General features: G+C 63.4%; 19 protein-coding genes and 1 tRNA gene. 12 read left to right on the top strand and 8 right to left on the bottom strand.

The genetic code is table 11. The features are described from left to right. The first annotated feature begins 2 nt into the window (after positions 1–2). Together lpdA and VCK47_RS14005 are read left to right on the top strand one after the other, a co-directional pair. Entirely contained in the window at positions 3–1391 is a 1389-nt protein-coding gene (lpdA, locus tag VCK47_RS14010) for a dihydrolipoyl dehydrogenase (protein WP_322890261.1), read from the top strand. A 144-nt stretch (positions 1392–1535) separates the two neighbouring features. Then, the gene (locus tag VCK47_RS14005; protein WP_322890262.1) at positions 1536–2372 is read left to right on the top strand and encodes a TerB family tellurite resistance protein; all 837 of its coding nucleotides are present in this window, start codon (positions 1536–1538) and stop codon (positions 2370–2372) included. On the opposite strand, the gene VCK47_RS14000 is transcribed toward VCK47_RS14005, so the two are convergent. Beyond that, the gene (locus tag VCK47_RS14000) at positions 2369–3019 is read right to left on the bottom strand and encodes a GntR family transcriptional regulator (protein WP_322890691.1); all 651 of its coding nucleotides are present in this window, start codon (positions 3017–3019) and stop codon (positions 2369–2371) included. The genes VCK47_RS14005 and VCK47_RS14000 overlap by 4 nt on opposite strands. 31 nt (positions 3020–3050) lie before the next feature. Then, the gene (locus VCK47_RS13995) at positions 3051–3782 is read right to left on the bottom strand and encodes a SprT family zinc-dependent metalloprotease (protein ID WP_322890263.1); all 732 of its coding nucleotides are present in this window, start codon (positions 3780–3782) and stop codon (positions 3051–3053) included. Between the two features lie 62 nt (positions 3783–3844). Between VCK47_RS13995 and VCK47_RS13990 the strand changes: the two genes are divergently transcribed. The 3 genes from VCK47_RS13990 (at position 3845) to VCK47_RS13980 (ending at position 5795) form a co-directional block, all read left to right on the top strand. Then, the gene (locus VCK47_RS13990; protein ID WP_322890264.1) at positions 3845–4171 is read left to right on the top strand and encodes a TIGR02300 family protein; all 327 of its coding nucleotides are present in this window, start codon (positions 3845–3847) and stop codon (positions 4169–4171) included. Between the two features lie 81 nt (positions 4172–4252). Continuing rightward, a tRNA-Ala gene (locus tag VCK47_RS13985) sits at positions 4253–4328 on the top strand. A gap of 93 nt (positions 4329–4421) precedes the next feature. Continuing rightward, complete coding sequence (locus VCK47_RS13980) at positions 4422–5795, top strand: HD-GYP domain-containing protein (RefSeq protein WP_322890265.1); 1374 nt, start codon at positions 4422–4424, stop codon at positions 5793–5795. Between the two features lie 67 nt (positions 5796–5862). Here the strand turns inward: VCK47_RS13980 and VCK47_RS13975 are convergent, their stop codons facing one another. Together VCK47_RS13975 and VCK47_RS13970 are read right to left on the bottom strand one after the other, a co-directional pair. Beyond that, the gene (locus VCK47_RS13975) at positions 5863–6744 is read right to left on the bottom strand and encodes a bile acid:sodium symporter family protein (protein ID WP_322890266.1); all 882 of its coding nucleotides are present in this window, start codon (positions 6742–6744) and stop codon (positions 5863–5865) included. 30 nt (positions 6745–6774) lie between these two features. Further along, positions 6775–8424 (bottom strand): AMP-binding protein, encoded by a 1650-nt coding sequence (locus VCK47_RS13970; protein ID WP_322890692.1) that lies wholly within the window; start codon positions 8422–8424, stop codon positions 6775–6777. Positions 8425–8655: 231 nt separating this feature from the next. Here VCK47_RS13970 and VCK47_RS13965 point away from each other — a divergent pair, with 231 nt between their 5' ends. Then, positions 8656–9780 carry a Hint domain-containing protein gene (locus tag VCK47_RS13965; RefSeq protein WP_322890267.1) on the top strand — a complete coding sequence of 375 codons (1125 nt, stop codon included), beginning with the start codon at positions 8656–8658 and terminating at the stop codon, positions 9778–9780. Here VCK47_RS13965 and VCK47_RS13960 read toward each other — a convergent pair. Continuing rightward, positions 9774–10676: a LysR substrate-binding domain-containing protein gene (locus tag VCK47_RS13960; protein WP_322890268.1), complete on the bottom strand. Its 903-nt coding sequence runs from the start codon at positions 10674–10676 to the stop codon at positions 9774–9776. The two genes, VCK47_RS13965 and VCK47_RS13960, sit on opposite strands and share 7 nt — an antisense overlap. A 139-nt stretch (positions 10677–10815) precedes the next feature. Between VCK47_RS13960 and katG the strand changes: the two genes are divergently transcribed. Continuing rightward, positions 10816–13017, top strand: coding sequence for a catalase/peroxidase HPI (katG, locus tag VCK47_RS13955; RefSeq protein ID WP_322890269.1), 2202 nt, complete (start codon positions 10816–10818; stop codon positions 13015–13017). A gap of 72 nt (positions 13018–13089) precedes the next feature. Continuing rightward, entirely contained in the window at positions 13090–14130 is a 1041-nt protein-coding gene (locus VCK47_RS13950; protein WP_322890270.1) for a flavin monoamine oxidase family protein, read from the top strand. Here VCK47_RS13950 and VCK47_RS13945 read toward each other — a convergent pair whose 3' ends face one another. Both VCK47_RS13945 and VCK47_RS13940 read right to left on the bottom strand, forming a co-directional pair. Then, positions 14131–17250 (bottom strand): efflux RND transporter permease subunit, encoded by a 3120-nt coding sequence (locus VCK47_RS13945; protein WP_322890271.1) that lies wholly within the window; start codon positions 17248–17250, stop codon positions 14131–14133. Next, entirely contained in the window at positions 17247–18392 is a 1146-nt protein-coding gene (locus VCK47_RS13940; protein WP_322890272.1) for an efflux RND transporter periplasmic adaptor subunit, read from the bottom strand. The genes VCK47_RS13945 and VCK47_RS13940 overlap by 4 nt, the downstream gene beginning before the upstream one ends. Positions 18393–18597: 205 nt before the next feature. Between VCK47_RS13940 and VCK47_RS13935 the strand changes: the two genes are divergently transcribed. The 4 genes from VCK47_RS13935 to VCK47_RS13920 are packed head-to-tail and all read left to right on the top strand — an operon-like array spanning position 18598 to position 21952. Continuing rightward, the gene (locus VCK47_RS13935; RefSeq protein WP_322890273.1) at positions 18598–19347 is read left to right on the top strand and encodes an allophanate hydrolase subunit 1; all 750 of its coding nucleotides are present in this window, start codon (positions 18598–18600) and stop codon (positions 19345–19347) included. Then, complete coding sequence (locus VCK47_RS13930; RefSeq protein WP_322890274.1) at positions 19347–20384, top strand: biotin-dependent carboxyltransferase family protein; 1038 nt, start codon at positions 19347–19349, stop codon at positions 20382–20384. The genes VCK47_RS13935 and VCK47_RS13930 overlap by 1 nt, the downstream gene beginning before the upstream one ends. After that, positions 20368–21126 (top strand): 5-oxoprolinase subunit PxpA, encoded by a 759-nt coding sequence (locus tag VCK47_RS13925; protein WP_322890275.1) that lies wholly within the window; start codon positions 20368–20370, stop codon positions 21124–21126. The genes VCK47_RS13930 and VCK47_RS13925 overlap by 17 nt, the downstream gene beginning before the upstream one ends. Before the next feature lie 13 nt (positions 21127–21139). After that, on the top strand, positions 21140–21952 hold the full coding sequence (locus tag VCK47_RS13920; protein ID WP_322890276.1) for a bifunctional allantoicase/(S)-ureidoglycine aminohydrolase: 813 nt from the start codon (positions 21140–21142) through the stop codon (positions 21950–21952). 28 nt (positions 21953–21980) lie between these two features. Here VCK47_RS13920 and VCK47_RS13915 read toward each other — a convergent pair whose 3' ends face one another. Beyond that, the gene (locus VCK47_RS13915; protein WP_322890277.1) at positions 21981–23006 is read right to left on the bottom strand and encodes an NAD(P)/FAD-dependent oxidoreductase; all 1026 of its coding nucleotides are present in this window, start codon (positions 23004–23006) and stop codon (positions 21981–21983) included. Positions 23007–23019: the final 13 nt, after the last annotated feature.

Here is a 23019-nt window from a genome sequence, read left to right as displayed (position 1 = left end):
CCATGTCCAGCTATGATGTCATCTTTATCGGGTCCGGCCCCGGCGGCTATGTCGGCGCGATCCGCGCGGCACAACTGGGCCTCAAGGTCGCCTGCGTCGAAGGGCGCGCCACTTTGGGCGGCACCTGCCTGAACGTCGGCTGCATCCCGTCCAAGGCACTGCTGCATGCCACGCATATGCTGCATGAGGCGGAACATAATTTCGCAGGCATGGGGCTGAAGGCCAAGGCGCCGACGGTCGACTGGAAACAGATGCTGACCTACAAGGAAGAAACCATCGCCCAGAACACCGGTGGCATCGAATTCCTGTTCAAGAAGAACAAGGTCGACTGGATCAAGGGTTGGGCCACCATCCCCGAAGCGGGCAAGGTCAAGGTCGGCGACGACGTGCATGACGCCAAGCATATCGTGATCGCGACAGGGTCGCAGTCGGCCAGCCTGCCGGGTGTCGAGGTGGACGAAAAGATCGTCGTCACATCGACCGGCGCGCTGGAGCTGGGCAAGATCCCCAAGACGATGGTCGTGATCGGTGCCGGTGTCATCGGGCTGGAACTCGGGTCGGTCTTTGCACGCCTCGGCGCAGAGGTGAACGTGATCGAATATCTCGACGCGATCACACCCGGCATGGATGCCGAAGTCGCGCGCCAGTTCCAGAAGGTGCTGACCAAACAGGGGCTGAAATTCACCCTTGGCGCCGCCGTGCAGGGCGTCACCGTCAAAGGCGGCAAGGCCACTGTGACGTTCAAGCTGCGCAAGGACGACAGCGAACACGAAATGACCGCCGACACCGTGCTGGTGGCAACAGGCCGCAAGCCCTATACCGACGGGCTGGGGCTGGCCGATCTGGGTGTGGAGCTGACCGAGCGTGGCCAGATCAAGACGAACGACAGCTTTGCGACCAATGTGGCGGGCATCTATGCGATCGGTGACACGATCACCGGCCCGATGTTGGCCCACAAGGCCGAAGACGAAGGCATGGCTGTCGCCGAAATCCTTGCAGGCCAGCATGGTCATGTGAATTACGGCGTGATCCCCGGCGTCATCTACACCCACCCCGAGGTCGCCAATGTCGGCGAAACCGAGGAATCGCTGAAGGCGGCAGGGCGCGCCTACAAGGTCGGCAAATTCCCCTTCATGGGCAATGCGCGGGCCAAGGCGAACCATGCCGCCGAAGGTTTCGTCAAGATCCTCGCCGACAAGGAAACCGACCGGATTCTGGGCGCGCATATCATCGGCCCGATGGCGGGTGACCTGATCCACGAAATCTGCGTCGCGATGGAATTCGGCGCTGCGGCCGAGGATCTGGCCCGCACCTGCCACGCCCATCCGACCTATTCCGAGGCCGTGCGCGAAGCGGCCCTGGCCTGCGGCGACGGCGCGATCCACGCCTGATTGATACAACGCGGCGGTGACTGAACGGTCTCCGCCGCAACCCAGCGGGACAAATGCCGCTTTCGTGGACCCAATCCACCACATCCCCGCCACATTCGTTTCGTTAATCTCACCTTCATTATTATGATGAAGCGCGAGTTAACGATGAAGCAGGTGTTCCTTGCCGGATTGATCTGGATTGGCTTCACAGCCCCGGCACAGGCGTTCGTCGGCGATTCGGGGTATTTCAACGGACTTGCCTATCTGGGCGAGACACGCATCCCCGGCCCTGCCGAAGCTCCTTTGGCGCTGTGCCATACGACCTATGATTTCCGCGTGCTCGGCCTGACGCTGACACGTCAGGTCACTGGCTTTGCGCTGTCGTCGGATGGCTGCCTTGCCGTCGCCGACAGGCTTATCACCACCGAACAACTGACGGCCGCGCAGTCCTTGGGGCTGATTGACCGCGACATTGCAACGCTTGACGACAACGACCTGCGCCGCAATCTGCTGACCTACGGCCTTTGGGCTGCGGTCGGGCTTGCGCTGGTGGCGGTCGTGATCCGGCGGGTCAAATCCCTGATGGGGCTCGATCCGACCGCGCCGATGCGCAAAAAGGCCGCGACGCGCGTTCTGTCGGCGATGTGCCATGTCGGCAAATGCGACGGTATCGTCGCCTCGGCCGAAGTCGCGCTGATCGGAGATACGCTCCAGCAACTGACAGGCCGCAGCTTTCCCGCATCCGAGATCATGCGCGTCGCCGACCATGTCGACCTCAACCTGCAGCCGCAGGATTACATCGCCTTTGGCAAGGGTCTGCGCGACCATGAAAAAGATGTGATGATGCGTGGCGTGTTGTCTGTCGCCATCGCCAGCGGTCGGATCTTTCCAGCCGAATATGAATTCGCCACGACTCTCGCGCATGGGTTGGGCATGCCGGGCGAGGATTTCCGCCGCGTGCTGGATCTGGCCATCGCGGATATGAACGCGCGCGGCACCTAGCCTTTGAGCATCCGCAGCCCCTGCGTCACATCCGTGCGGATCGCAAGGCGCAGCCCCGGCTCGTCCCCGGCTTTTAGCGCGCCAAGGATCAGCTTGTGATGATAGGGCGGCTCCTTGCGGTTCAGCCGCCCGTAAAGCGCCCGCATCGTCGGCCCCAACTGCAACCAGACTGTTTCAGTCATCGCCAGCATCGCAGGGGCCTGCGCCCGCAGATACAGCATCCGGTGAAATTCAAGGTTCATGCGGATATAACCCGTCGCATCATGCCGCGCGACCATCTGGCTGACGCCTTGGTTGATCGCCTCCAACCTCTCGATCAGCGCGAAATGCGCGCGCGGCAGGGCGCGCGACGCCAGTTCCGGTTCCAGCATGGCGCGCAGGGTCGCCAGTTCCTCAATCCGTTCGTTGGACAACAAGGGTGTCGACACGCGACCCGATGACGACAGAAACAACGCACCTTCCGCGACCAGCCGGCGCACAGCCTCGCGCGCGGGGGTCATGGACACGCCGTAGGTCTTGCCAATGCCGCGCAGGGTCAGTGCTGCACCGGGTGCCAGTTCGCCATGCATGATCTGTGTGCGCAAGGCGCGGTACACCCGTTCATGGGCAGAGGTGGTTGAATCGACAGGGCGGGGCTGGATCAGCATAGTGAATATGTGATCACAAATGCGGGTCCCGTCAATCGTCGAAGCGCAGCCGGTGCAGGCTTTCGCCATGATCGCGCAGCCATTGCCGGTGCGGTGCATAATCAGGGCAAAGCCGCGCCACCACGGCCCAGAAAGCGGGGGCATGGTTCATCTCGCACAGGTGGGCCACCTCATGGGCGGCGACGTAATCCAGTACGGCAGGCGGGGCCATGATCAGCCGCCACGAATACATCAGCACGCCCTTGCTCGAACAGGACCCCCAGCGCGACCGTGTGTCCCGGATCGCCAGTGTGTTGTAACTGACCCCCAGCGCTGCGGCATACCGGTCCGAGGCCTCTGCCAAGGCATCCCGCGCCATTGCCCGCAGACGTGCGCGGATGGGTGCGGCGGCGGGGCGGTGGGCCGGCACTTCGATCCGGTCATCCAGAAACCTGACCCGCGTGCCCGCCACCACCGGCAGCCCCCTGCCCTGCACCGGCACGACCGATCCGATCTGGACAGGTTCCGCCGGACCGATCAGGTCCAGATGCCCGCGCAACCAGTCTTCCTTGTCACGCAAGAAGGCGATTCCCTCGCGGTCGGGCACCCCGGATGGCATTGTCAGCGTGACCCGCCCGTCCAGCCGCGACACCCGCAAGGACAGCCGCCGCGCCTGTGCCGATTTGCGCAGTGTCACATCAATCGGGGGGTTGCCATGCAACGTGTGACGGCCCATATCCAGCTTTCTGTAATCGCCCGCGCCAAAGCCTTTGACACCTGTCAATGCTTATGGCAGTTGGCAGCGATCCCCCGCAAGGGGCGACCAAGTTTTTGAAGGGATAGCCTATGCCTAAGGAAGAATGGGGCACAAAGCGCCTTTGCCCCGAAACCGGCAAACGCTTTTACGACCTGAACGCGACACCGATCATCAGCCCCTATACGGGCAAGGAAGTGACGATCGACACATCCAAGACCCGCACCATGGTCGCGGATGCCGAGGATGTGCAGTCCAAGAAGATGCGCGACGTGGATGACGAGGACGATCTGATCCTCGACGACGAAGAAGAAGATGATGTCGATCTGGGCGATGACGTGCTCGAAGACGACGACGACGAAGACACCGTGTCGTTCGACGATCTGGGCGATGTCGCCGCCAAACCCGACGACGATTAAAAGCTGATCCCCGGGCGCGATTTGCACTTGATCTCGCCCGGTCTGCTGCCTAAACAGCGGCACGCAACGCAGGTTGCACATGGGGCCATAGCTCAGATGGGAGAGCGCTTGCATGGCATGCAAGAGGTCAGGGGTTCGATTCCCCTTGGCTCCACCAATTTCCAAAATCCGACAAATTTTGATTGCGAAGCACCAGTAGGTGCCGCTGGAAACGTTTTGTTGATCTCTGCTGTGGTAGCAGTCCGTCAGCATGGGTCATTTATCCACATTTCAGGCAGTTCAGACATGGCCCGACGGCGTGGGTACGCTGCGGCTGGCCGAGCTGCTGGGCGCGCTCAGCCATGCGCTGGATGCCACCGAAGGGCAGCCCATCGGCCACGCGATCCGCGTGACTTGGCTGGGCTGCGACATCGGCACGCGTCTGGGACTGACGGGCGAGGATCTGCACGATCTCTATTACACCCTGCTGCTCAAGGATCTGGGCTGTTCGTCCAATGCCGCGCGGATTTGCCAGCTCTATCTGGCCGATGATCTTGATTTCAAGCGCGCGTTCAAACGGGTCGATGGCACGACAAAATCGGCGCTGCAGTTCCTGCTGCGCGAAACCGCGCGCGGCGGCTCTCTTGTCCAGCGCGGCAAGACCCTGATCTCGGTCATCCGCAATGCCGCACCCATCGTTGACGACCTGATCGAAACCCGCTGTGAACAGGGGGCGATGATCGCGCGGATGATGGGATTCTCGGCCCGTGTCGCGGACGGCATCCATGCGCTGGACGAACATTGGGACGGATCAGGCAGGCCTGACCGACTGACCGGCACGGCGATCCCGCTAGGCGCGCGGATCGCGCTGGTGGCGCAGGTGGCGGATGTGTTCATGACCAACGGCAGCGTCGCCGCCGCACAGACGGAAATCATGGGGCGCAGCAACGGCTGGTTCGACCCCGATGTCGTGGCCGCCGCACTGGCGGCGCTGGACGACCCTGTCCTGCGATCGGCCCTGCGCGCGCCTGACCTTGCGCAGCGTGTCTTTGCCCATCCGGCGGCCGCCGAAACGGTGGCACTGGATGATGCCGCCCTTGACAGGATCATCGGCGGTTTCGCGCGTGTGATCGACGCGAAAAGCCCGTTTACGCAAAACCATTCCGGGCGGGTCGCGGCCTGTGTCGATGACCTGACAGCCGCCTTGGGCCTTGACGCCAACGCCCGCCGCTGGCTGCGCCGGGCCGCCTTGTTGCACGATATCGGCAAACTTGGTGTGTCGAACCGCATTCTTGACAAGCCCGGGCGTCTCGACCCGCCCGAACGCGCCTTGATCGAGGCGCATACGACGACGGGCCGGACGATCCTGCACCAGATCACGATCTTTGCTCAGGTCGCCCATCTGGCTGCCGCCCACCACGAACGGCTGGACGGCAAAGGCTATCCGCACGGCCTGACAGGGGCACAGCTCTGCCGCGATGTGCGCATCCTGACGACCGCCGATATCTATGACGCGCTCTCGGCAGAACGGCCTTACAAACCCGCCTATCCGCCCGACAAGGTCCGCGCCATCATGGATGATATGGTCGGCACCGCCATCGACCCGGTCTGCTATGCCGCGCTGCGCGACCTGCGGCTCGCGTGACCCGCTCCTTCATCGTTCGAGCCCAAATATCCCCGCCGCGGAGGCATCAAAGTTTTTGACACCACCCTCACAACAACCCGTTCGGCAGCGGCTGTTCCCCCGCCGTGTTGATCCGCCGGAACCACAGCGTCAGTGCTGCCGAGGTCATCACGATGAACAACGAATATAGCGCGGGGACGGCCATGATCCCCTGCGCCTCGGTCCCGCTGAAGGTGAAAGCGATGATCGCGATCGCAAGCGGGCCGTTCTGGATCCCCGTTTCCAGCGCGACGGTGCGCGCGTTGCGCGGGTGCAGCTTCAGCAGCTTTGCGAAACCGTAGCCGATGGCAAACCCGAACACTCCCAGCATGATCGACGCAAAATACGTGCCCCATGTGGTCGCGAGAAGGAATTCCCAGTTGCGCGGAATCCATGACACGATCAGAAACAGGATAAAGACAAGCGCCAGCAGCGAGCCGAAAAACTCGGTCACGGCCCCCACATTGGCGCTGAACTTGCGCAGGACCATCCCGATGGCGACCGGCACCAGCAGCAGGATCAGCGTCACGATGATATTCTCGCGCGGGATATCCAGATCAAGCGCACCGGCATAAACCAGCAGCACGATCGGGATCAGGATCACACCGAAGACGGTGGACGTGACCGTCATCAGCACCGACAGCGCCAGATTGCCTTTGGAAAAATAGGTAAAGATATTCGACGTGGTCCCGCCCGGCATGCAGGCCATGATCAGGATACCGATCTTGATCGGGTCCGACACCGGCAGGGTCGTGGCCAGCACGAAGCCGATCAGCGGCATGAAGCCGAATTGCGAAATCACCCCGACGCCAAGGCCGTAAGGCCGTTTCAGTGCCAGCGCAAAATCACGCGGGGTCAGGGACGCGCCCATCCCCAGCATGATCACGAAAATCATCAGCGCCAGTACGGCCTGTTCAAGCGGTCCGACCATGTTACACCATCCCTTTCAACACCAACCGCATCACGCCGCCTGCGCCTTTTCCTGCGCGCGCAGATCCTTGCGCAGGATTTTTCCGACGTTGGATTTCGGCAATTCGTCGCGGAACTCCACGAATTTGGGCACCTTGTAGCCGGTCAGGTGGTCCTTGCAGTAGGCGCGCAGGTCATCCTTGCTCAGCGCCTCGCTGCGCGCAACGACAAAGGCTTTCACCGCCTCGCCCGCCGCACCGTCCGGCACGCCGATCACGGCGACCTCGACCACATCGGGATGGGCGGCGATGATATCTTCAATCTCGTTGGGATAGACGTTGAAGCCCGACACAAGGATCATATCCTTCTTGCGGTCCACGATGCGGAAATAGCCGTCGCCGTCCATGATCCCGATATCGCCGGTCAACAGCCAGCCGTTCTGGACCGTCTTGGCGGTCTCTTCGGGTTTGCGCCAGTAGCCCAGCATGATCTGCGGCCCCTTGGCGATCAGCTCGCCGGGTTGACCCTGCGGCACATCGGCCCCGTCTTCATCGACGCAGCGCACATCGGTGGACGGGATCGGCACGCCGATACTGCCGTGCCGGACCTGCCCGAAGGGGTTGAAGGTCAGCACAGGCGAGGATTCGGTCAGCCCGTAACCTTCGAGCACAGGCTTGCCTGTGACCTGTTCCCAGCGTTCGGCCACCGATGTCTGCAAAGCCATCCCGCCCGCCGAGGCGAATTTGAGATGTTTGGGCGGCGTGTCGAGGAACCAGATTTCGTTGTTCAGCCCGTTGAACAGGGTGTTCACCCCGCTCATCCATGTGATCTTGTAATTCTCGAAGGCACGTTTGAGGTTCGACAAAGGGCGCGGGTTCGGGATCAGGATGTTGCGCGCACCGATGGAATAAAACCCGAGGAAATTCACCGTAAAGGCAAAGATATGATAGAGCGGCAGCGCGGTCAGCGCTGTTTCCTTGCCCTTTTCCAGATTGGTGATCAGCGACATGGTCTGCGACATGTTCATCAGGATATTGGCATGTGACAGCATCGCGCCCTTGGACACGCCTGTCGTCCCGCCGGTATACTGCAGGCAGGCCACGTCATCGGGGCTGATCGTGCTGCGGTAAGCCTCGATCGCATTGTGCAGGCTGTCGTGTTTCGCACGCCCTGCCGCGATGGCATCAGGCAGGCGGATATGCGGGATGGTGATCGGCAGGACCGACTTGTCCCAGTGTTTCTGCACCAGTCCGACGATCATCTTGGGCAGCCGCGGCAGGTATTCGGCCACGCGCGTCACGATCACATGCTGCAACGGATAGGTTTTGACGGCCTCGGCCAGCTTGTCGGCGAACATGTCCACCACGATGACGGCGGCGGGTTCGGCGTCGCTGAACTGCTTGGCCATCTCCTCGGCGGTGTAGAGCGGGTTGACGTTGACCAAGACGCAGCCCGCCTTGAACACCGCCATCGCCGCCACCGGATAGGACAGGCAATTGGGCACCTGCACCGCCACACGGTCGCCTGCCTGCAATCCAGCAACATCGCGCAGATAGACGGCCAAGGCGTCGGACATCTCGTCCGCTTGGCGGAACGACAGCGTGCCGTTCATGCCGTTGGGCAGAACTGTCGTAAAGGCAGGCAGGTCGCCATAGACGGCAGCGGTCGAAGTGATGAAATCGCCAAGGCTCCGGTATGGCATGTCGTCAATCGAGCTTGGAACGGACGGGCCATAAAAGGCCGTCCACGGACGGTCGTTTGCCAAAGTGCTTCCTCCCAAAAGCGTTTCACTGACCCTAGCGGGAATATCTTGGTTGTGAAGCACATGATTTGGCATGGACGTTACGTCGTGCCGCACGATCCTCTGTGACGAAACTGCAAATCGGGCGTGAATGCTGATGACTGTTCGCTTGTGTTATGACACTTTCGCCCCATGACCTATACGACCCCCATTTTGTTGACGGGTGATCAGGTGGCCACGATCTCGGGGCAGCCGACAAATCAGGGCAACCCCGGCGATCCGAATTTCGGCATGGTCATGAACAATGTCACCGCATTGGGCGGGCCAACGGATGTGTATCGCCTCGTCTGGTTCCAGAACAGAAATACAACCGACACGTTTTTCAGGAACGGCCAAGGCTGGCGGTTGGAGCAATACACAGGCACCGGCGACCCGACGACCGATACCGCAAACTGGGCAAATATTCCGGGCATCGGCAATCTTGGCCCGCGCAACGACCTTGTCTCGGGTGTGGGGGGCGGCGACGAATACATCGTGTTCAGCCGCGGGTCGAATTTCCTGCTTTACAACATCAATGGCGGTCTGCCCACGACACCGACCACGCTTTTTTATCCCGGCTCTGCCCAGAACGGTGACCCCAATGCCGGCAACAATAACAGCGAGCTGGATTTCACCGACGCCTACGCTGCGTTCAATGTGATCTGTTTCTGCGCCGGCACGTTGATCGCGACAGACAAAGGGCAAGTCCCGATCGAGAGACTGGCGGTCGGCGATCTGGTCGAGACGCTGGACAGCGGATTGCAGCCCATCCGCTGGATCGGGCGCAGCGACATCAGCCTTGCCACAACCGTGCTGCACCGCAATATCCTGCCAGTCTGTATCGCGGCGGGGGCCATGGGCGCGGGCCTGCCTATGCGCGATCTGTGGCTGTCGCCGCAGCACCGCGTCCTTGTGCGCTCGAAAATCGTGGCGCGCATGGCCGGTTCGCCCGAGGCGCTGGTTGCCGTGAAACAGCTGTCCGCCATTCCCGGGATCAGCCCTGTCATGCGACCGCGCGATGTCAGCTATCTGCATCTGCGGCTGGACCGGCACGAGATGGTGCGCGCCGAAGGTATCTGGGCGGAAACGCTGCTGGTCGGTCCGCAGGCCTTGCGCGGCATGTCGCCGGACGCCCGTCAGGAACTGGCGCTGATCTTTCCCGGCCTTGTCGAAGAGCTGTGCGATGCGGTGCGCCCGGTCATGGCCGGACACAGCGCCCGCACGCTGGCGCAACGGCATCTTCAGAACCACAAGGCCCTATTGTCCGAAACTCACTGATCCTGCGTCAAATCACCCGCCGTCTGGCGCACCACCTCGGCCACCTGCCGGAATTGCGCCGCCATCGGATTGGTCTTGCGCCAGATCATCCCCACCGTGCGCGCCGGTTGCGGGTCGGCAAAGCGGCTGATGCGCACGGGTGCTGACCGGGTCTCGACCGCAACGGCCATCTGCGGGATCAGCGTGACCCCGATCCCCGCGCCCACCATCTGCACCAGCGTGGACAGCGAACTGCCGTCCAGCCCGTCGCGGGTCATCGCGGATTGCAGGTTGCAGAACGACAAGGCCTGATCGCGGAAACAATGGCCTTCTTCCAGCAGCAACAACCGCATGTCGCGCAGGTCGGCGGGTTGCGGGACAGGGGCCGCGCCGTCCTTTTCGGACCGGACGAGCAGCAGCTTTTCCTCAAACAGTGCCAGTTCCTCCAACGCGGGTTCGGCCACGGGCAAAGCGACGATGGCGGTGTCGATCTGCCCGTCGTGCAATTCCTCGATCAGACGCTGGGTCATGGTTTCGCGCACATGCACATCAAGATCGGGAAAGCTGCGTCCCAGCGCGCCGATCAGCCCCGGCAAAAGGTAGGGGGCGATGGTCGGGATCACCCCGATCCGCAACCGCCCTGCCAGCCCCGATTGCGCCGCGCGCGCCATATCGGCCAATTCGTCAACCGCCTGCAAGATGCCGCGCACCCGTTGCGCCCAGCTTTCGCCAAAGGCGGTCAGCCGCACCTGCCGCGCACCGCGTTCGAACAGGGCCGTGCCAAGCGTGCTTTCCAGTTCCTTGATCTGCACCGACAGGGCGGGTTGCGAAATGGCGCAGGCATCCGCCGCACGCCCGAAATGGCCGTGGCGGGCCAGCGCCTCGAAATAGCGGAGTTGTTTGAGTGTGATGTTCATAACCTGAAGTTATCGAAACTATTACAAATTGCAACTTAAACAAATGAAGCGCTTATGTTAGAAGAGTTCTAATCGCACAAGCCATCCAAGCGGCTTTGTCGCGAACCTGCTTTGCCACAACACGATCGGAGAGAGAATCATGGACGGAAATGATGTTGGAAAATGCCCAGTCATGCATGGCGTCGGGCTGAACACGACGACCGGCACACGCGGCAACCGCGACTGGTGGCCCAACCAGTTGAACCTGCGCATCCTGCACCAGAACGCGCCCGCGCTTGACCCGATCGGCCCGGATTTCAACTATGCCGAAGAGTTCAAGAAACTCGACCTGCAGGCGCTGAAGCAGGACCTGACCGCGCTGATGACCGACAGCCAGGACTGGTGGCCAGCAGACTACGGCCACTACGGCCCGTTCTTTGTGCGCATGGCATGGCACAGCGCCGGCACCTACCGCACCGCTGATGGGCGTGGCGGGTCGCGGTCCGGCACCCAGCGTTTCGCACCGCTGAACAGTTGGCCCGACAACGGCAACCTCGATAAAGCGCGCCGGTTGCTCTGGCCGCTCAAGCAGAAATACGGCAACCAGATTTCCTGGGCCGACCTGATGATCCTTGCGGGCAACGTCGCGATGGAATCGATGGGCTTCAAGACCTTCGGTTTCGGCGGCGGCCGTGCCGATATCTGGGAACCCGAGGAAGACATCTATTGGGGCACCGAGGATACATGGCTCGGCGACACCCGCTACAAAGGTGACCGCGAGCTGGAAAACCCGCTGGCCGCCGTGCAGATGGGTCTGATCTACGTCAACCCCGAAGGCCCGAACGGCAACCCCGATCCGCTGGCATCCGCCCGTGACATTCGCGAAACATTCGCGCGCATGGCGATGAACGACGAGGAAACCGTCGCATTGGTCGCCGGTGGCCACACCTTCGGCAAATCGCATGGTGCGGGTGACGCAGCTCTTGTCGGCCCCGAGCCCGAAGGCGCGCCGATCCACCAGATGGGGTTCGGCTGGAAGAACGGTTTCGGCACCGGCAAGGGTGTGCACACCACGACCAGCGGCATCGAAGGCGCTTGGACCCCAACGCCCACGACATGGGACATGAGCTATTTCGACACCCTGCTCGGCAACGATTGGGAACTGACGAAAAGCCCCGCCGGTGCGAACCAGTGGCGCCCCGCCAATGGTGCCATGTCGGATGCGGTGCTTGACGCCCATGACCCCGCACGCCGCCATGCGCCGATGATGACCACCGCCGATATGGCGCTGAAACTCGACCCCGCCTATGCGCGGATTTCCAAGCACTACCACGAAAACCCCGAGATTTTCGCCGATGCCTATGCCCGCGCATGGTTCAAGCTGACCCACCGCGACATGGGGCCAAAGGTGCTGTATCTCGGCAACGAAGTCCCCGCCGAGGACCTGATCTGGCAGGACCCGATCCCCGCCGTCGATCACGACCTGATCGATTCTGCCGATGTGACCGCGCTCAAGTCGCAGATCATGGCGACAGGTCTGAGCGTGCAGGAACTGGTGCGCACGGCCTGGGCCTCGGCCTCGACCTTCCGCGGGTCGGACAACCGTGGCGGTGCCAATGGCGCACGCATCCGTCTGGCCCCGCAAAAGGACTGGACCGTCAACGAACCTGCCGAGTTGTCCAAGGTGCTGGCAGCGCTCGAAGGCGTGCAAAGCGCGTTCAACGCGGCCCAGACCGGCAACAAGCGCGTGTCGCTGGCCGATCTGATCGTGCTGGGTGGATCTGCCGCAATCGAGGCGGCGGCCAAAGCTGCCGGTCACGACCTGTCGGTGCCGTTCACGCCCGGCCGGACCGACGCCAGCGCCGAACAGACCGATGCCGAAAGCTTCGAGGTGATGGAACCGATTGCCGATGGTTTCCGCAACTACCTCAAGCCCGGCCTGTCGGTGGCCGCCGAAAAACTGCTGGTGGACCGTGCGCAACTTCTGGGTCTGTCCGCACCGGAAATGACCGCGCTAGTCGGTGGCCTGCGTGTTCTGGGGGCGACCTATGGCAACACCAGCCACGGTGTGCTGACCGACAAACCCGGCACGCTGACCAACGACTTTTTCGTCAACCTGACCGACATGGCCTATGACTGGACCCCTGTCGCCGGCGACGAAAACGCGTTCGAAGGCCGTGACCGCGCGACTGGTGCGGTGAAATGGACCGGCACGCGGGTCGATCTGGTGTTCGGGTCGAACTCGCAACTGCGCGCCATCGCCGAGGTCTATGCCCAGAACGATCAGGCAGAGCGCTTTGTCGGTCGCTTCGTGCAGGCATGGACCAAGGTCATGGAACTGGACCGTTTCGATCTGAAATAAGCAGGACAGGGCGCAGCCGGTTCATCGGCTGCGCCCCTTTTTCGCGGCCATTGCACGGCAAAGGGGCCGCTGATGAAAACCTCAACCCTCATTATCGGTGGCGGCCTGACCGGGCTGGCCCTTGCCCATCAGCTACAGATGGCGGGGCAGGATTTTCTGCTTGTCGAGGCGCGAGACCGTCTCGGGGGGCGGATCACGTCGCTGCATCTGGACGGCGAAGCGTTCGATCTGGGGCCCTCTTGGGTCTGGCCCGGACAGATGCGGGTCGCCGTCTTGTGCGACCTGCTGGGACTGCGGCTATTTGAGCAGCATGCCCGAGGCGTGCAACTTTACGAACACACCGACGGGCAGGTCATCCGCGACCAAGGATTCATGTCGATGGCCGGATCGCTGCGGATCGCAGGCGGCACTGGCGCGCTGGTGGACGCCCTTGTCGCCCGGCTTGACCCCGCGCGGTTGCTGACGGGTGCCGTGGCGCAACGGGTGACGGACGACGGGGCCACCTTGCAGGACGGTCGCACCATCAGCGCGGACAGGATCGTCATCGCCCTCCCGCCACGGCTGGCCGCAAGGCTGGCTTTTACCCCCGCCTTGCCCATCGAAGCACAGCAGGCGCTAGGGGCCGTTCCGGTCTGGATGGGCGCCCATGCCAAATGCGTCGCGGTTTACGACACCCCGTTCTGGCGCAAGGACGGACTGTCCGGCGATGCAGCAAGCAGGCGTGGCCCGTTGGCGGAAATCCATGATGCGAGCCCCGCGCAAGGCCCTCTGGGGGCCCTGTTCGGCTTTGTGGGTTTGCCAGCAGACCAGCGAGCGCAGACCGACCTGCGCGCACCCGTGATCGCGCAACTGGTCAATCTGTTCGGGCCGCAGGCCGCGTCGCCGCGCGCGTTGCAGATCATGGACTGGTCGCGCGAAGCCTTCACCGCCACCACGACAGACGCCACGCCACCAGCGGGGCATCCGGCCTATCTGCTGCCACCCGCCCTGCGGCAGGTCGCGGATGACCGGATTATCTTTGCCTGCGCGGAACTGACCACCGACAACGGCGGCCTGATCGAAGGGGCGCTGGCCGCCGCCGAACGGGCGGCCCGCCTCATCCTGCCTGTGTGACTATTCCGCAGGTGCCAGCGCCGTGTTCGGCAAATGCCGTTTCGCGCGCTTTTCGCCCAGCATCAGCATCGCGGGAGTGACCAGCAAGGTCAGCACCGTGGCAAAGACCAGCCCGCCAGCAATCGCGCTGGACAGCTCCGTCCACCATTGCGTAGAGGGCGCGCCATAGACGATCTCGCGCGTGAAAAAGTTGATGTTGAGGCCAATCACCATCGGCATCAGCCCCAGCGCGGTCGTTACCGAGGTCAGAACCACAGGCCGCAGACGCTGCGCGCCCGTGCGCAAGGCAGCCTCGAGCGAGGATTGCCCTTCGGCGCGCAATTCGTTGAACGTGTCGATCAGCACGATGTTGTTGTTCACCACGATCCCCGCAAGTGCGATCACGCCGATCCCGCCCATGACGACGCCAAAAGGACGGCCCGTAATCATCAGGCCCAAAAGCACACCCGCCACGGAAAACACGATCGCCGACATCACGACGAACGCCTGCCAGAAGCTGTTGAACTGCGTGAGCAGGATCAGGAACATCAGCCCGATGGCAGACAGGAAAGCCCCGATCAGGAAGATCATGGATTCCGCCTGATCTTCGGCCTCGCCACCGAATTTGATGGTGACGCTGTCGGGCAGGTCAAGCGCGTCAAGCGCCGCTTGCAGCGCCAGTGTCTGATCGTTGGCCAGCACGCCGGGGGCGACATCGGCGGAAATCGTCAGCACGCGCGCCTGATCAATCCGCGTAATGACACCGGACCGCGGGGCAGGATTGAACGAGACGAAGTTGGAGATCGGCACCAGACCAACCGAGGTCGGCACGCGCAGCGCCTCCAGTTCTTCCAGCGTGCGGCTTTCGGCGGGGAAACGCACAACGATGTCGACCTCGCCGTCGCCATCGTCAGGGCGGTAGGTAGCAACATTGATCCCGCGTGTCAGCAACTGGACGGCCTGCCCCAAAAGCGCGACATCCGCACCGCTGCGCGCGGCCTCGGACCGGTCCACGCTGATCTGCCATTCGACGCCGGGGCTGGGGCGCGAATCGATCACGTCGATGAACCCGCCCAGCCGGTCCATTTCGGCCAGAACAGCCTCGACCGCGCTTGTCTGGTCGGCATCATTGGCGCTGAAAATCTCGAGATTGATCGGCTTGCCACCACCCGGCCCTGCCGCGCTGGTCTGGACCTGCACCTCGATGCCGGGGATTTCGGCCATCTCGGCGCGGATATCCTCGGCGATCAGGGCGACAGGCCTGCGGGTGTCCCAATCGGTCATTTCAAGCTGCAGCGCACCGATCACGTCGCCGCTTTCGCGCGACCCGCCGGACCGCGCATAAATGCTTGCGACCTCGCCATAGGCGGACAGACGTGCCTCGACCTCGCGGACAAGCGCGTCCTGCTCGAAGATCGAGAAATTGTCCTTGGCAAGAATCTCGACCTGCGCATAGTCGGGTTCGACATCGGGGAAAAAGGTCAGGCCGTTGCCGAACTGGCCATAAGCCACGAAGGACGCGACCAGTGCGATCATCGCAAGGCTCAGCGTTGTCCAAGGCCGCAGGATCGACCATTCCAGAACCTTGATATAGCCGCCCATGAACCCGGTCATCTGGCGCGGATCGCCTTTTTCGGCGGCGTAAAGCTGGGCCTTGGCCTTGGCAGTCTGGCCCTGCCGCTTGCCGATCATGCCGCCCACGACCGGAATGAAGATCAGCGCCATGAACAGCGACGCCGACAGCGTCACGATCACGGTGATGGGCAGGAATTTCATGAATTCGCCCACGACCCCCGACCAGAACAAGAGCGGAAAGAACACGCACAGCGTGGTCGCGGTCGAGGCGATGATCGGCCAGGCCATGCGTTTGGCGGCGCGCGCATAGGCCACGCGCGGACTGTTGCCTTCGTGCAGGTATCGGTCGGCCAGTTCGACCGTGACGATCGCCCCGTCCACCAGCATCCCCACCACAAGGATCAGCGAGAAAAGCACGACGATATTCATGGTCAGGCCCATGAAATAAAGCACCGCGACACCTGTCAGAAACGCACCCGGAATGGCCAGCCCGACCAGCAGCGACGACCGCAGGCCCAGCGCATAAACGACGACGATCATCACAAGGATGATCGCCGCGATCACGTTCGCCTCGAGGTCGGACAGCATTGTCTTGACGGTTTCGCTTTCGTCCAGCGTATAGCTGATCTCGACAGTCTCGGGCCAGCTGGCGCGCACGCGGTCAATGACGCTGCGCACTTCGTCCACCGTGTCGATGATATTGGCGCCTGCGCGTTTCTTGATTTCCAGCGCCAGCGCGGGTTGGCCGTCGATACGGGCATAGCCTGTGGGGTCCTCGAACGTGCGGCGGATCGTGGCGACATCGGCAAAGGTCACGACAGTCTGGCCGCGCGTGATGATGGGCAGTTCCATCACGTCCTGCACGTTTTCGATCAGGCCCGGGACCTTGAGAACGATGCGCCCCGCCTCGCTTTCGATCGCACCGGCAGCGATGAGCTGGTTGTTGCGCGTGATCGAACCAATCAGTTCGTCAAAGGACAAGTTATAGGTCTCGAACACGGTGGGGTCGATCACGACCTCGAGCAATTCGTCGCGCTTGCCCGCCACATCCACCTCGAGCACGCCGCCCAGCGCCTCGATCTCGTCCTGCAGGTTGTCGGCGATGGCGTTCAGCGTCCGTTCGGGCACGGGGCCGGACAGGATCACCGTCAGGATCGGGAACAGCGCCGTGTTGATCTCGGTCACGGTCAGTTGCACGCTGTCGGGCAGGTCGTTTTCGGCGCGGTCGGCGGCCTGACGGACATCGTCCAGCGCCTGCCCCGCGTCATAGCCCGGCTCGAATTCCAGCTGCACCGTGGCAAAACCCTCGCCCGCCTTGGCGATCATCTCGCTCAGGCCGGTGAGCGAGGCGAATTCGGTTTCCATCGGGCGCACAAGGACGTCCTCGGCGTCCTGCGGCGATATTCCATCCAGCGAGGTGGAGACATAGACCACAGGGATCGTGACTTCGGGGTTGCTTTCCTTGGGGATCGCCGAATAGGCGAAGGCGCCCACCATCAGCAGGAAGGCGAAAACCAGCGTGACGACCTTGCCACGCCCAAAGGCGGAATCTATCAGGCCGTTCATGGCTGCACCAAGGCAGTCTGGTCCTGCGTCGGCGTGCGCGGTTCAACCGGATCGCCCTGATTGACGAAGCCTTGGCCGACCGTGATGATCCGCGCCTCTTCGGGCAGGCCCGCGATCCAGATACCGTCTGTCTGCGCCCGTACGATCTGCACGACCGAAAACACCACGCGGTTGTCAGCATCGACGGTCTTGACCCCCAATTCCCCGTTCGTGCCCAGCGACAGGACTGCAGGCGACACGAAGTGCCCCCGCGCCTGCCCTGTCGGCAGGACCACCCGCGCGCTCAGCCCCGCGGGCATCACGCTGTCGGGGTTATCGACGATGATCTCGACCCGAAAGGTACGGGTCTGCTGGTCGGCATTGGCCCCGATAAAGGCGACGGTGCCTGCCTTTTCTTCGCCGGTGATAAACGAGACCTGTGCATCCTGACCGGTTTGCAGCCGCGACAGCGCCTGCTGGGGCACCTGCACGACAACTGTCAGGGGATCATTGTCGAGCACTTCGGCCACGACGGTCCCGTTCTCGACGGATTCGCCCACGTTCACGGTCAGATCATTCAACCGACCCGCGAAGGGGGCGGTCACGATGGTATTGTCCAACTGGTCCTGCGCCGATGTCACCGCAGCCTCGGCGGCGGCGCGGGCGGCGCGCGCCTGTGACACGCGGTCTTCGGTCGCGACACCACGATCCTGCAAGGCCAGCGCGTTGTCGAAATCGCGTTGCGCCTGCGCCAATTGCGTCTGCGCCTGTACAAGCTGCGCCTCGGCGATGCCTGCGTCGATGCGGGCAATTTCCTGTCCTGCGCTCACCAGATCGCCACGCGATACCGCAACGCTGGCAATCTGTCCGTCAGCCTTGGCGCGCACGGTGGCCGCGCGGTCGGGAATCGACTGGCCTTCGGCGGTCAGGACCAGCGGCACGTCCTGCGCGACCGAATCGACCACAGCGACGCTCACGGCGCGGTCCGCCGCATCCGCCACGGCCCTGTCCTGAGGGTCGGCAGAGGGGATCACCGCCCCGCTGCCCATCCAGCCGATCAACGCAAGCGCCATCAGCCCTGCGACCCACTTGGACCGCCCGGCACCCTTGTCCGTGTCGAACTGCAGTTTACCCGTCTGATCGGGTGGGGTCGCGCCAGCCATCGGTTTTCCTTTTTCGTCCGGCCAGCATAGAACATCGGCCAAGTCGTGTCTAAGTAGTGTGCTTGCGTTAGCGTTACCAGATGCGGCAGGCCAGTTACTGCCATGGCTTCACGGCATAATGATGCCTGAGCGGCCGGACGCAGCTGTCTGGACATTCGCATAGGCCCCATGGCTAACATGGGCTGCCATTCACAGGAGCCGCCATTTGCCTGACATCGCGACCATAGACGCGGCCCGCGACGTGGCCATTTGCCCGCTTGGGGTCGATGGTGTTCTGGTGCGGTTCTCGCGCGTGCTGTCACCGCAGGCCAATGGCGCGGCCCATGCTTTTTGCGATGCGGTCATCGACGCCCGTCTGTCCGGCGTGACCGAGGTGGCCCCATCGCTGACATCGGTGCGGGTCGGGTTCGATCCGGCCAAAACCGACCGCGAAAGCCTGACCCGTGCGTTGAGCGACCTGCTGGCGGGGGTGGATGATGCCGAACCTTCGCCTCGCCGGCTCTGGCGTATTCCGGTGGCTTTTGGCCCCGACCACGCCCCGCAACTGGCCGAGGCGGCAAAGCTTGCAGGGCTGACCCCCGATCAGGCGGTGGCCGAGATCACAGCGCAACGCTTGCGCGTTCTGGCGATCGGCTTTGCTCCCGGCCAGCCCTATCTGGGGATGATGCCGCCGCATTGGGACATCCCGCGTCAGTCCGAGCTGACACCGAAGGTGCCGCGCGGCGCGCTGGTGACGGCAGTGCGCCAGCTGATCGTTTTTGCCGCCGATACCCCGACAGGCTGGCGGCAGATCGGGCAAAGCGCCTTTGCAGTCTGGCGGCCTGACAGCGACAGACCCTTTGCGCTGGACCCGGGCGATGCAGTGCAGGTCGTGGCGGTGTCCGACGATACCCTGCGTGACCTGCAGGCCAATGCCGACAGCAACGGCGGCGCAACCTGCGAGGTGTTGCGCTGATGCCGGTGCTGACCATCCATAGCGCTGGTCCCGGTGTCACCGTGCAGGACCTTGGCCGCCCCGGCTGGACCGCGCAGGGCCTGTCCCGCGGAGGTGCCGCCGACAGGCTGGCGCTGCTGGAAGCGGCGGCATTGCTGGATCACGACACAGGACTGGCGGTTCTTGAAATGGCGGGGTTCGGCGGGGTGTTCAGCGCCGACCAGCCGGTGCGCATCGCCCTGACCGGCGCGCTGATGCAGGCCGACATCGACGGCGTGCCGGTGCCGCCCTACACCAGCCGCTTGTTGGCGGCGGGTGCCAGACTGACCATCGGCGGCGCGCGGGCGGGGGTTTACGGCTATCTTGGCTTTGTCGGCGGCATCGCGACCCCGCCTGTCATGGATAGCCGTGCCGCGCATCTGACCGCTGGGCTGGGCCGCGTGCTGGTGGCGGGCGACAGCCTGCCCTTGGGCGCAGATCCTACGCCGGACATGCCGCCCCGACGGTTGGACATCGCCGACAGGTGCAGCGGCGGCCTGATCCGCCTGATGCCCGGCCCGCAGACAGACTTGTTCGACAAAGCCACGGTAGCGCGGTTCCTGTCCACGTCCTTTCGCCGCGATCCGCGCGGCAACCGGCAAGGCGTGCGGCTCGATCACGACGGCGCACCCTTCGGGGCGGCCAGCGGGCTGAGCATCACATCCGACCTGATCGTGGCGGGTGATGTGCAACTGACCGGCGATGGCGTGCCTTATGTGCTGCTGGCGGAATGCCAGACCATCGGAGGCTATCCGCGCATCGGCACCGTCATCCCCGCCGATCTGCCGCGCGTGGCGCAGACCGCCTCCGGCACCGCGCTGCAATTCACGATGATGGAACTTGCGCAGGCCGATGCGACCGCGCAATCCGATGCCGCATTGTTGCGCGCCTTGCGGCAAGCCTGCCGCCCCCTGATCCGCGATCCGCATGACATCGCCGATCTCTTGGGCTACCAACTGGTCAGCGGGGTGACCGCGGGCGACGATCTGGAACGGGACGACGATGACACTCAAGGTTGATCTGAACGCCGACATGGGCGAAAGCTTTGGCCCCTGGACGATGGGGGATGATGCAGCTTTGCTGGATGTCATCACCTCGGCCAATGTGGCTTGCGGGTTTCACGCGGGCGACCCCGATGTGATGGACCGCACGATGCGGCAGGCCGTCGCGCGCGGCGTGGGACTGGGCGCGCATCCGGGATTTGCCGATCTCAAAGGCTTCGGGCGGCGCAATCTGCCGATCCCCGCCGAGGAAATCGCCAATGCTGTCGCCTATCAGTTGGGTGCAGCACAGGCGATGGCGCGCCGCGCGGGCGGGCGCATCCGGCATCTGAAACTGCACGGGGCGCTGGCCAATATGGCCTCGGTCGATGCGGAGCTGGCAAAGGCGTGTTATCAGGCTGCACTCGACGTTGATCCCGATCTGGTGATCATGGTGCTGGCCGCGACCGCGCAGGAAAGTGCCGTGCGCGATCTGGGGTGTCATTGGGCGGGCGAGATTTTCGCTGATCGCGCCTATAACGACGATGCCACGCTGGTCGATCGCCGTCTGCCGGGGGCGGTGCTGCATGATGCGGCAGCGGTCGGGCCGCGCATCCTTGCGATGTTGCAGGCGGGGGCGATCATTGCGGAGAGCGGCAAGCACCTGCCCTGCCGTATCGACACGATCTGCCTGCATGGCGACACGCCGGGCGCTGTTGCCATCGCGCGCGGCTTGCGCGATCACCTGACGCAGGCGGGGATCACGCTTGCCGCTTTTTGAAACGGACCATGCCATGACCAATTACTATGCCCCCACTGGCGGCCTGCCCCCGCAAACCGACCTGCTGACAGGTCGAGCCGTGTTCACCACCGCCTATGCAGTGATCCCCAAGGGGGTAATGACCGATATCGTCACCAGCAACCTGCCGTTCTGGGACAAGACCCGCGCCTGGGTGCTGGCGCGGCCTTTGTCGGGGTTCGCGGAAACCTTCAGTCAGTATATCATGGAGGTCGCCGCCGGTGGCGGCAGCGCGCGGGCTGAAACTGACAAGGGCGCGCAAGGCGTGATCTTTGTCGTGAAGGGCGGTTTCACCCTGACCATCGCTGGCACCGATCATGCGATGCGCCCCGGCAGCTATGCCTATCTGCCCGCAGGCTGCGACTGGCAGGTGCGCAACGGCACCGATGCACCCGCGACGTTCCACTGGGTGCGAAAGACCTATCGCGCGGTCGATGGCATTGCGGCACCCGAGGCTTTCGTGACCGACGAGACAGAGGCAACCACCATCGCCATGCCTGACACGAACGGCGCATGGGCCACGACACGTTTCGTGGACCCCGCCGACATGCGCCACGACATGCATGTCAATATCGTGACCTTCCAGCCGGGCGGCGTGATCCCCTTTGCTGAAACCCATGTGATGGAACACGGGCTCTACGTGCTGGAAGGCAAGGCGGTTTACCGGCTCAATCAGGATTGGGTCGAGGTCGAGGCGGGTGATTTCATGTGGCTGCGCGCCTTTTGTCCGCAGGCCTGTTATGCGGGCGGGCCGGGGCCGTTCCGGTATCTGCTTTACAAGGACGTAAACCGGCATATGCCGCTTTGAAAAACTTTTATGCCTCCGGCGGGGATATTTAGGCTCGAACGATGGGAGGAGTTGGGCGAAATCCGTCGGGTATCGCGTCTCTATCTTCCAGCAGCAGATCGGCCATGACCTGCCCGACCTTGGGCGCCATGCCGAAACCGATCTTGAAACCGCCATTGGCGATATACTCCCCCGCCCACGTCGGGTGATGGCCCAGAACCGGCGCGCGGCTGGGGGCGCGGGGGCGCACACCGGCCCAGCGGGAGATGATTTGCGCGCCTTGCAGCACCGGAAAGGCGGCGATTGCGCGCGCGATCACGTCATCAAGCGCGGCATCAGTGCTGTAGGGATCGGTAAAATCACGCTCCGAGGTGGACCCGATGGCGACGGTGCCATCCAGATGCGGGATAATGTGCAGCGCGTCGGCGAAGAGTTGCGGGCTGCCTGCCGCATCATAGCGCAGCAAGGCCGCCTGCCCTTTGACACCATTGCCGCCGATCTCGGTCATGCCTGCCCAGCCGGTGGCCCAGACGACCTTGCCCTCTGGTGCGCCTTGGGATCGGATACTGCCGCCCAAGGCTGTGACGGCATCCGCCAAGGCGCGCGTCGCACGGCGGGGATGCACCAGCGCGGATAGCGTGTCGCGCACGACATACCCGCTGGGTGACGGCGGCATCCAAGGCGTATCGGTGACAGGTTCGACCTGCCACGTCGCAAGCCCCTGCCACAGTTGCGCGGCAGATAAGGCGCGCGCACGCGCCAGCGCCACAGCGTTTTCATCCGCCAAGGGCTGCAAGCGTCCCGTGCGGGCATAGCCGGTTTCGGCCCCGGTCAATGCTGCGACATCCGCCCAGAACTGTTCCGCCATGATCAGGCTGTCGAATTGAAACGCCTTCTTGTCATTCCAGTGTTCGGGCACATGCGGGGCCAGCGCACCGACGAGTCCCCCGCTGGCCCCCGCCGCCACACCGGCAGGGTCGATCACCTGCACCTTGGCCCCGCGCTGCGCGCAGGCAAAAGCCACCGACAGGCCGAACACCCCCGCCCCCATCACCGTGATATCAGCAATTGCCATTCCGTGCCCTTCG

The sequence above is a fragment of the Yoonia sp. 72 genome (genome assembly GCF_034652275.1).
Taxonomy (GTDB): Bacteria; Pseudomonadota; Alphaproteobacteria; order Rhodobacterales; family Rhodobacteraceae; genus Yoonia.
Note: the sequence above shows the minus strand (reverse complement) of the source record. Positions and strands in the feature narration are given on the sequence as shown.

Excerpts from the sequence above, each read along its gene's own strand:
- lpdA (WP_322890261.1), top strand. The coding sequence starts at position 3 with ATGTCCAGCTATGATGTCATCTTTATCGGGTCCGGCCCCGGCGGCTAT.
- VCK47_RS14005 (WP_322890262.1), top strand. The coding sequence starts at position 1,536 with ATGAAGCAGGTGTTCCTTGCCGGATTGATCTGGATTGGCTTCACAGCC.
- VCK47_RS14000 (WP_322890691.1), bottom strand. The coding sequence starts at position 3,019 with ATGCTGATCCAGCCCCGCCCTGTCGATTCAACCACCTCTGCCCATGAA.
- VCK47_RS13990 (WP_322890264.1), top strand. The coding sequence starts at position 3,845 with ATGCCTAAGGAAGAATGGGGCACAAAGCGCCTTTGCCCCGAAACCGGC.
- VCK47_RS13980 (WP_322890265.1), top strand. The coding sequence starts at position 4,422 with ATGGGTCATTTATCCACATTTCAGGCAGTTCAGACATGGCCCGACGGC.
- VCK47_RS13975 (WP_322890266.1), bottom strand. The coding sequence starts at position 6,744 with ATGGTCGGACCGCTTGAACAGGCCGTACTGGCGCTGATGATTTTCGTG.
- VCK47_RS13970 (WP_322890692.1), bottom strand. The coding sequence starts at position 8,424 with ATGCCATACCGGAGCCTTGGCGATTTCATCACTTCGACCGCTGCCGTC.
- VCK47_RS13965 (WP_322890267.1), top strand. The coding sequence starts at position 8,656 with ATGACCTATACGACCCCCATTTTGTTGACGGGTGATCAGGTGGCCACG.
- VCK47_RS13960 (WP_322890268.1), bottom strand. The coding sequence starts at position 10,676 with ATGAACATCACACTCAAACAACTCCGCTATTTCGAGGCGCTGGCCCGC.
- katG (WP_322890269.1), top strand. The coding sequence starts at position 10,816 with ATGGACGGAAATGATGTTGGAAAATGCCCAGTCATGCATGGCGTCGGG.
- VCK47_RS13950 (WP_322890270.1), top strand. The coding sequence starts at position 13,090 with ATGAAAACCTCAACCCTCATTATCGGTGGCGGCCTGACCGGGCTGGCC.
- VCK47_RS13945 (WP_322890271.1), bottom strand. The coding sequence starts at position 17,250 with ATGAACGGCCTGATAGATTCCGCCTTTGGGCGTGGCAAGGTCGTCACG.
- VCK47_RS13940 (WP_322890272.1), bottom strand. The coding sequence starts at position 18,392 with ATGGCTGGCGCGACCCCACCCGATCAGACGGGTAAACTGCAGTTCGAC.
- VCK47_RS13930 (WP_322890274.1), top strand. The coding sequence starts at position 19,347 with ATGCCGGTGCTGACCATCCATAGCGCTGGTCCCGGTGTCACCGTGCAG.
- VCK47_RS13925 (WP_322890275.1), top strand. The coding sequence starts at position 20,368 with ATGACACTCAAGGTTGATCTGAACGCCGACATGGGCGAAAGCTTTGGC.
- VCK47_RS13920 (WP_322890276.1), top strand. The coding sequence starts at position 21,140 with ATGACCAATTACTATGCCCCCACTGGCGGCCTGCCCCCGCAAACCGAC.
- VCK47_RS13915 (WP_322890277.1), bottom strand. The coding sequence starts at position 23,006 with ATGGCAATTGCTGATATCACGGTGATGGGGGCGGGGGTGTTCGGCCTG.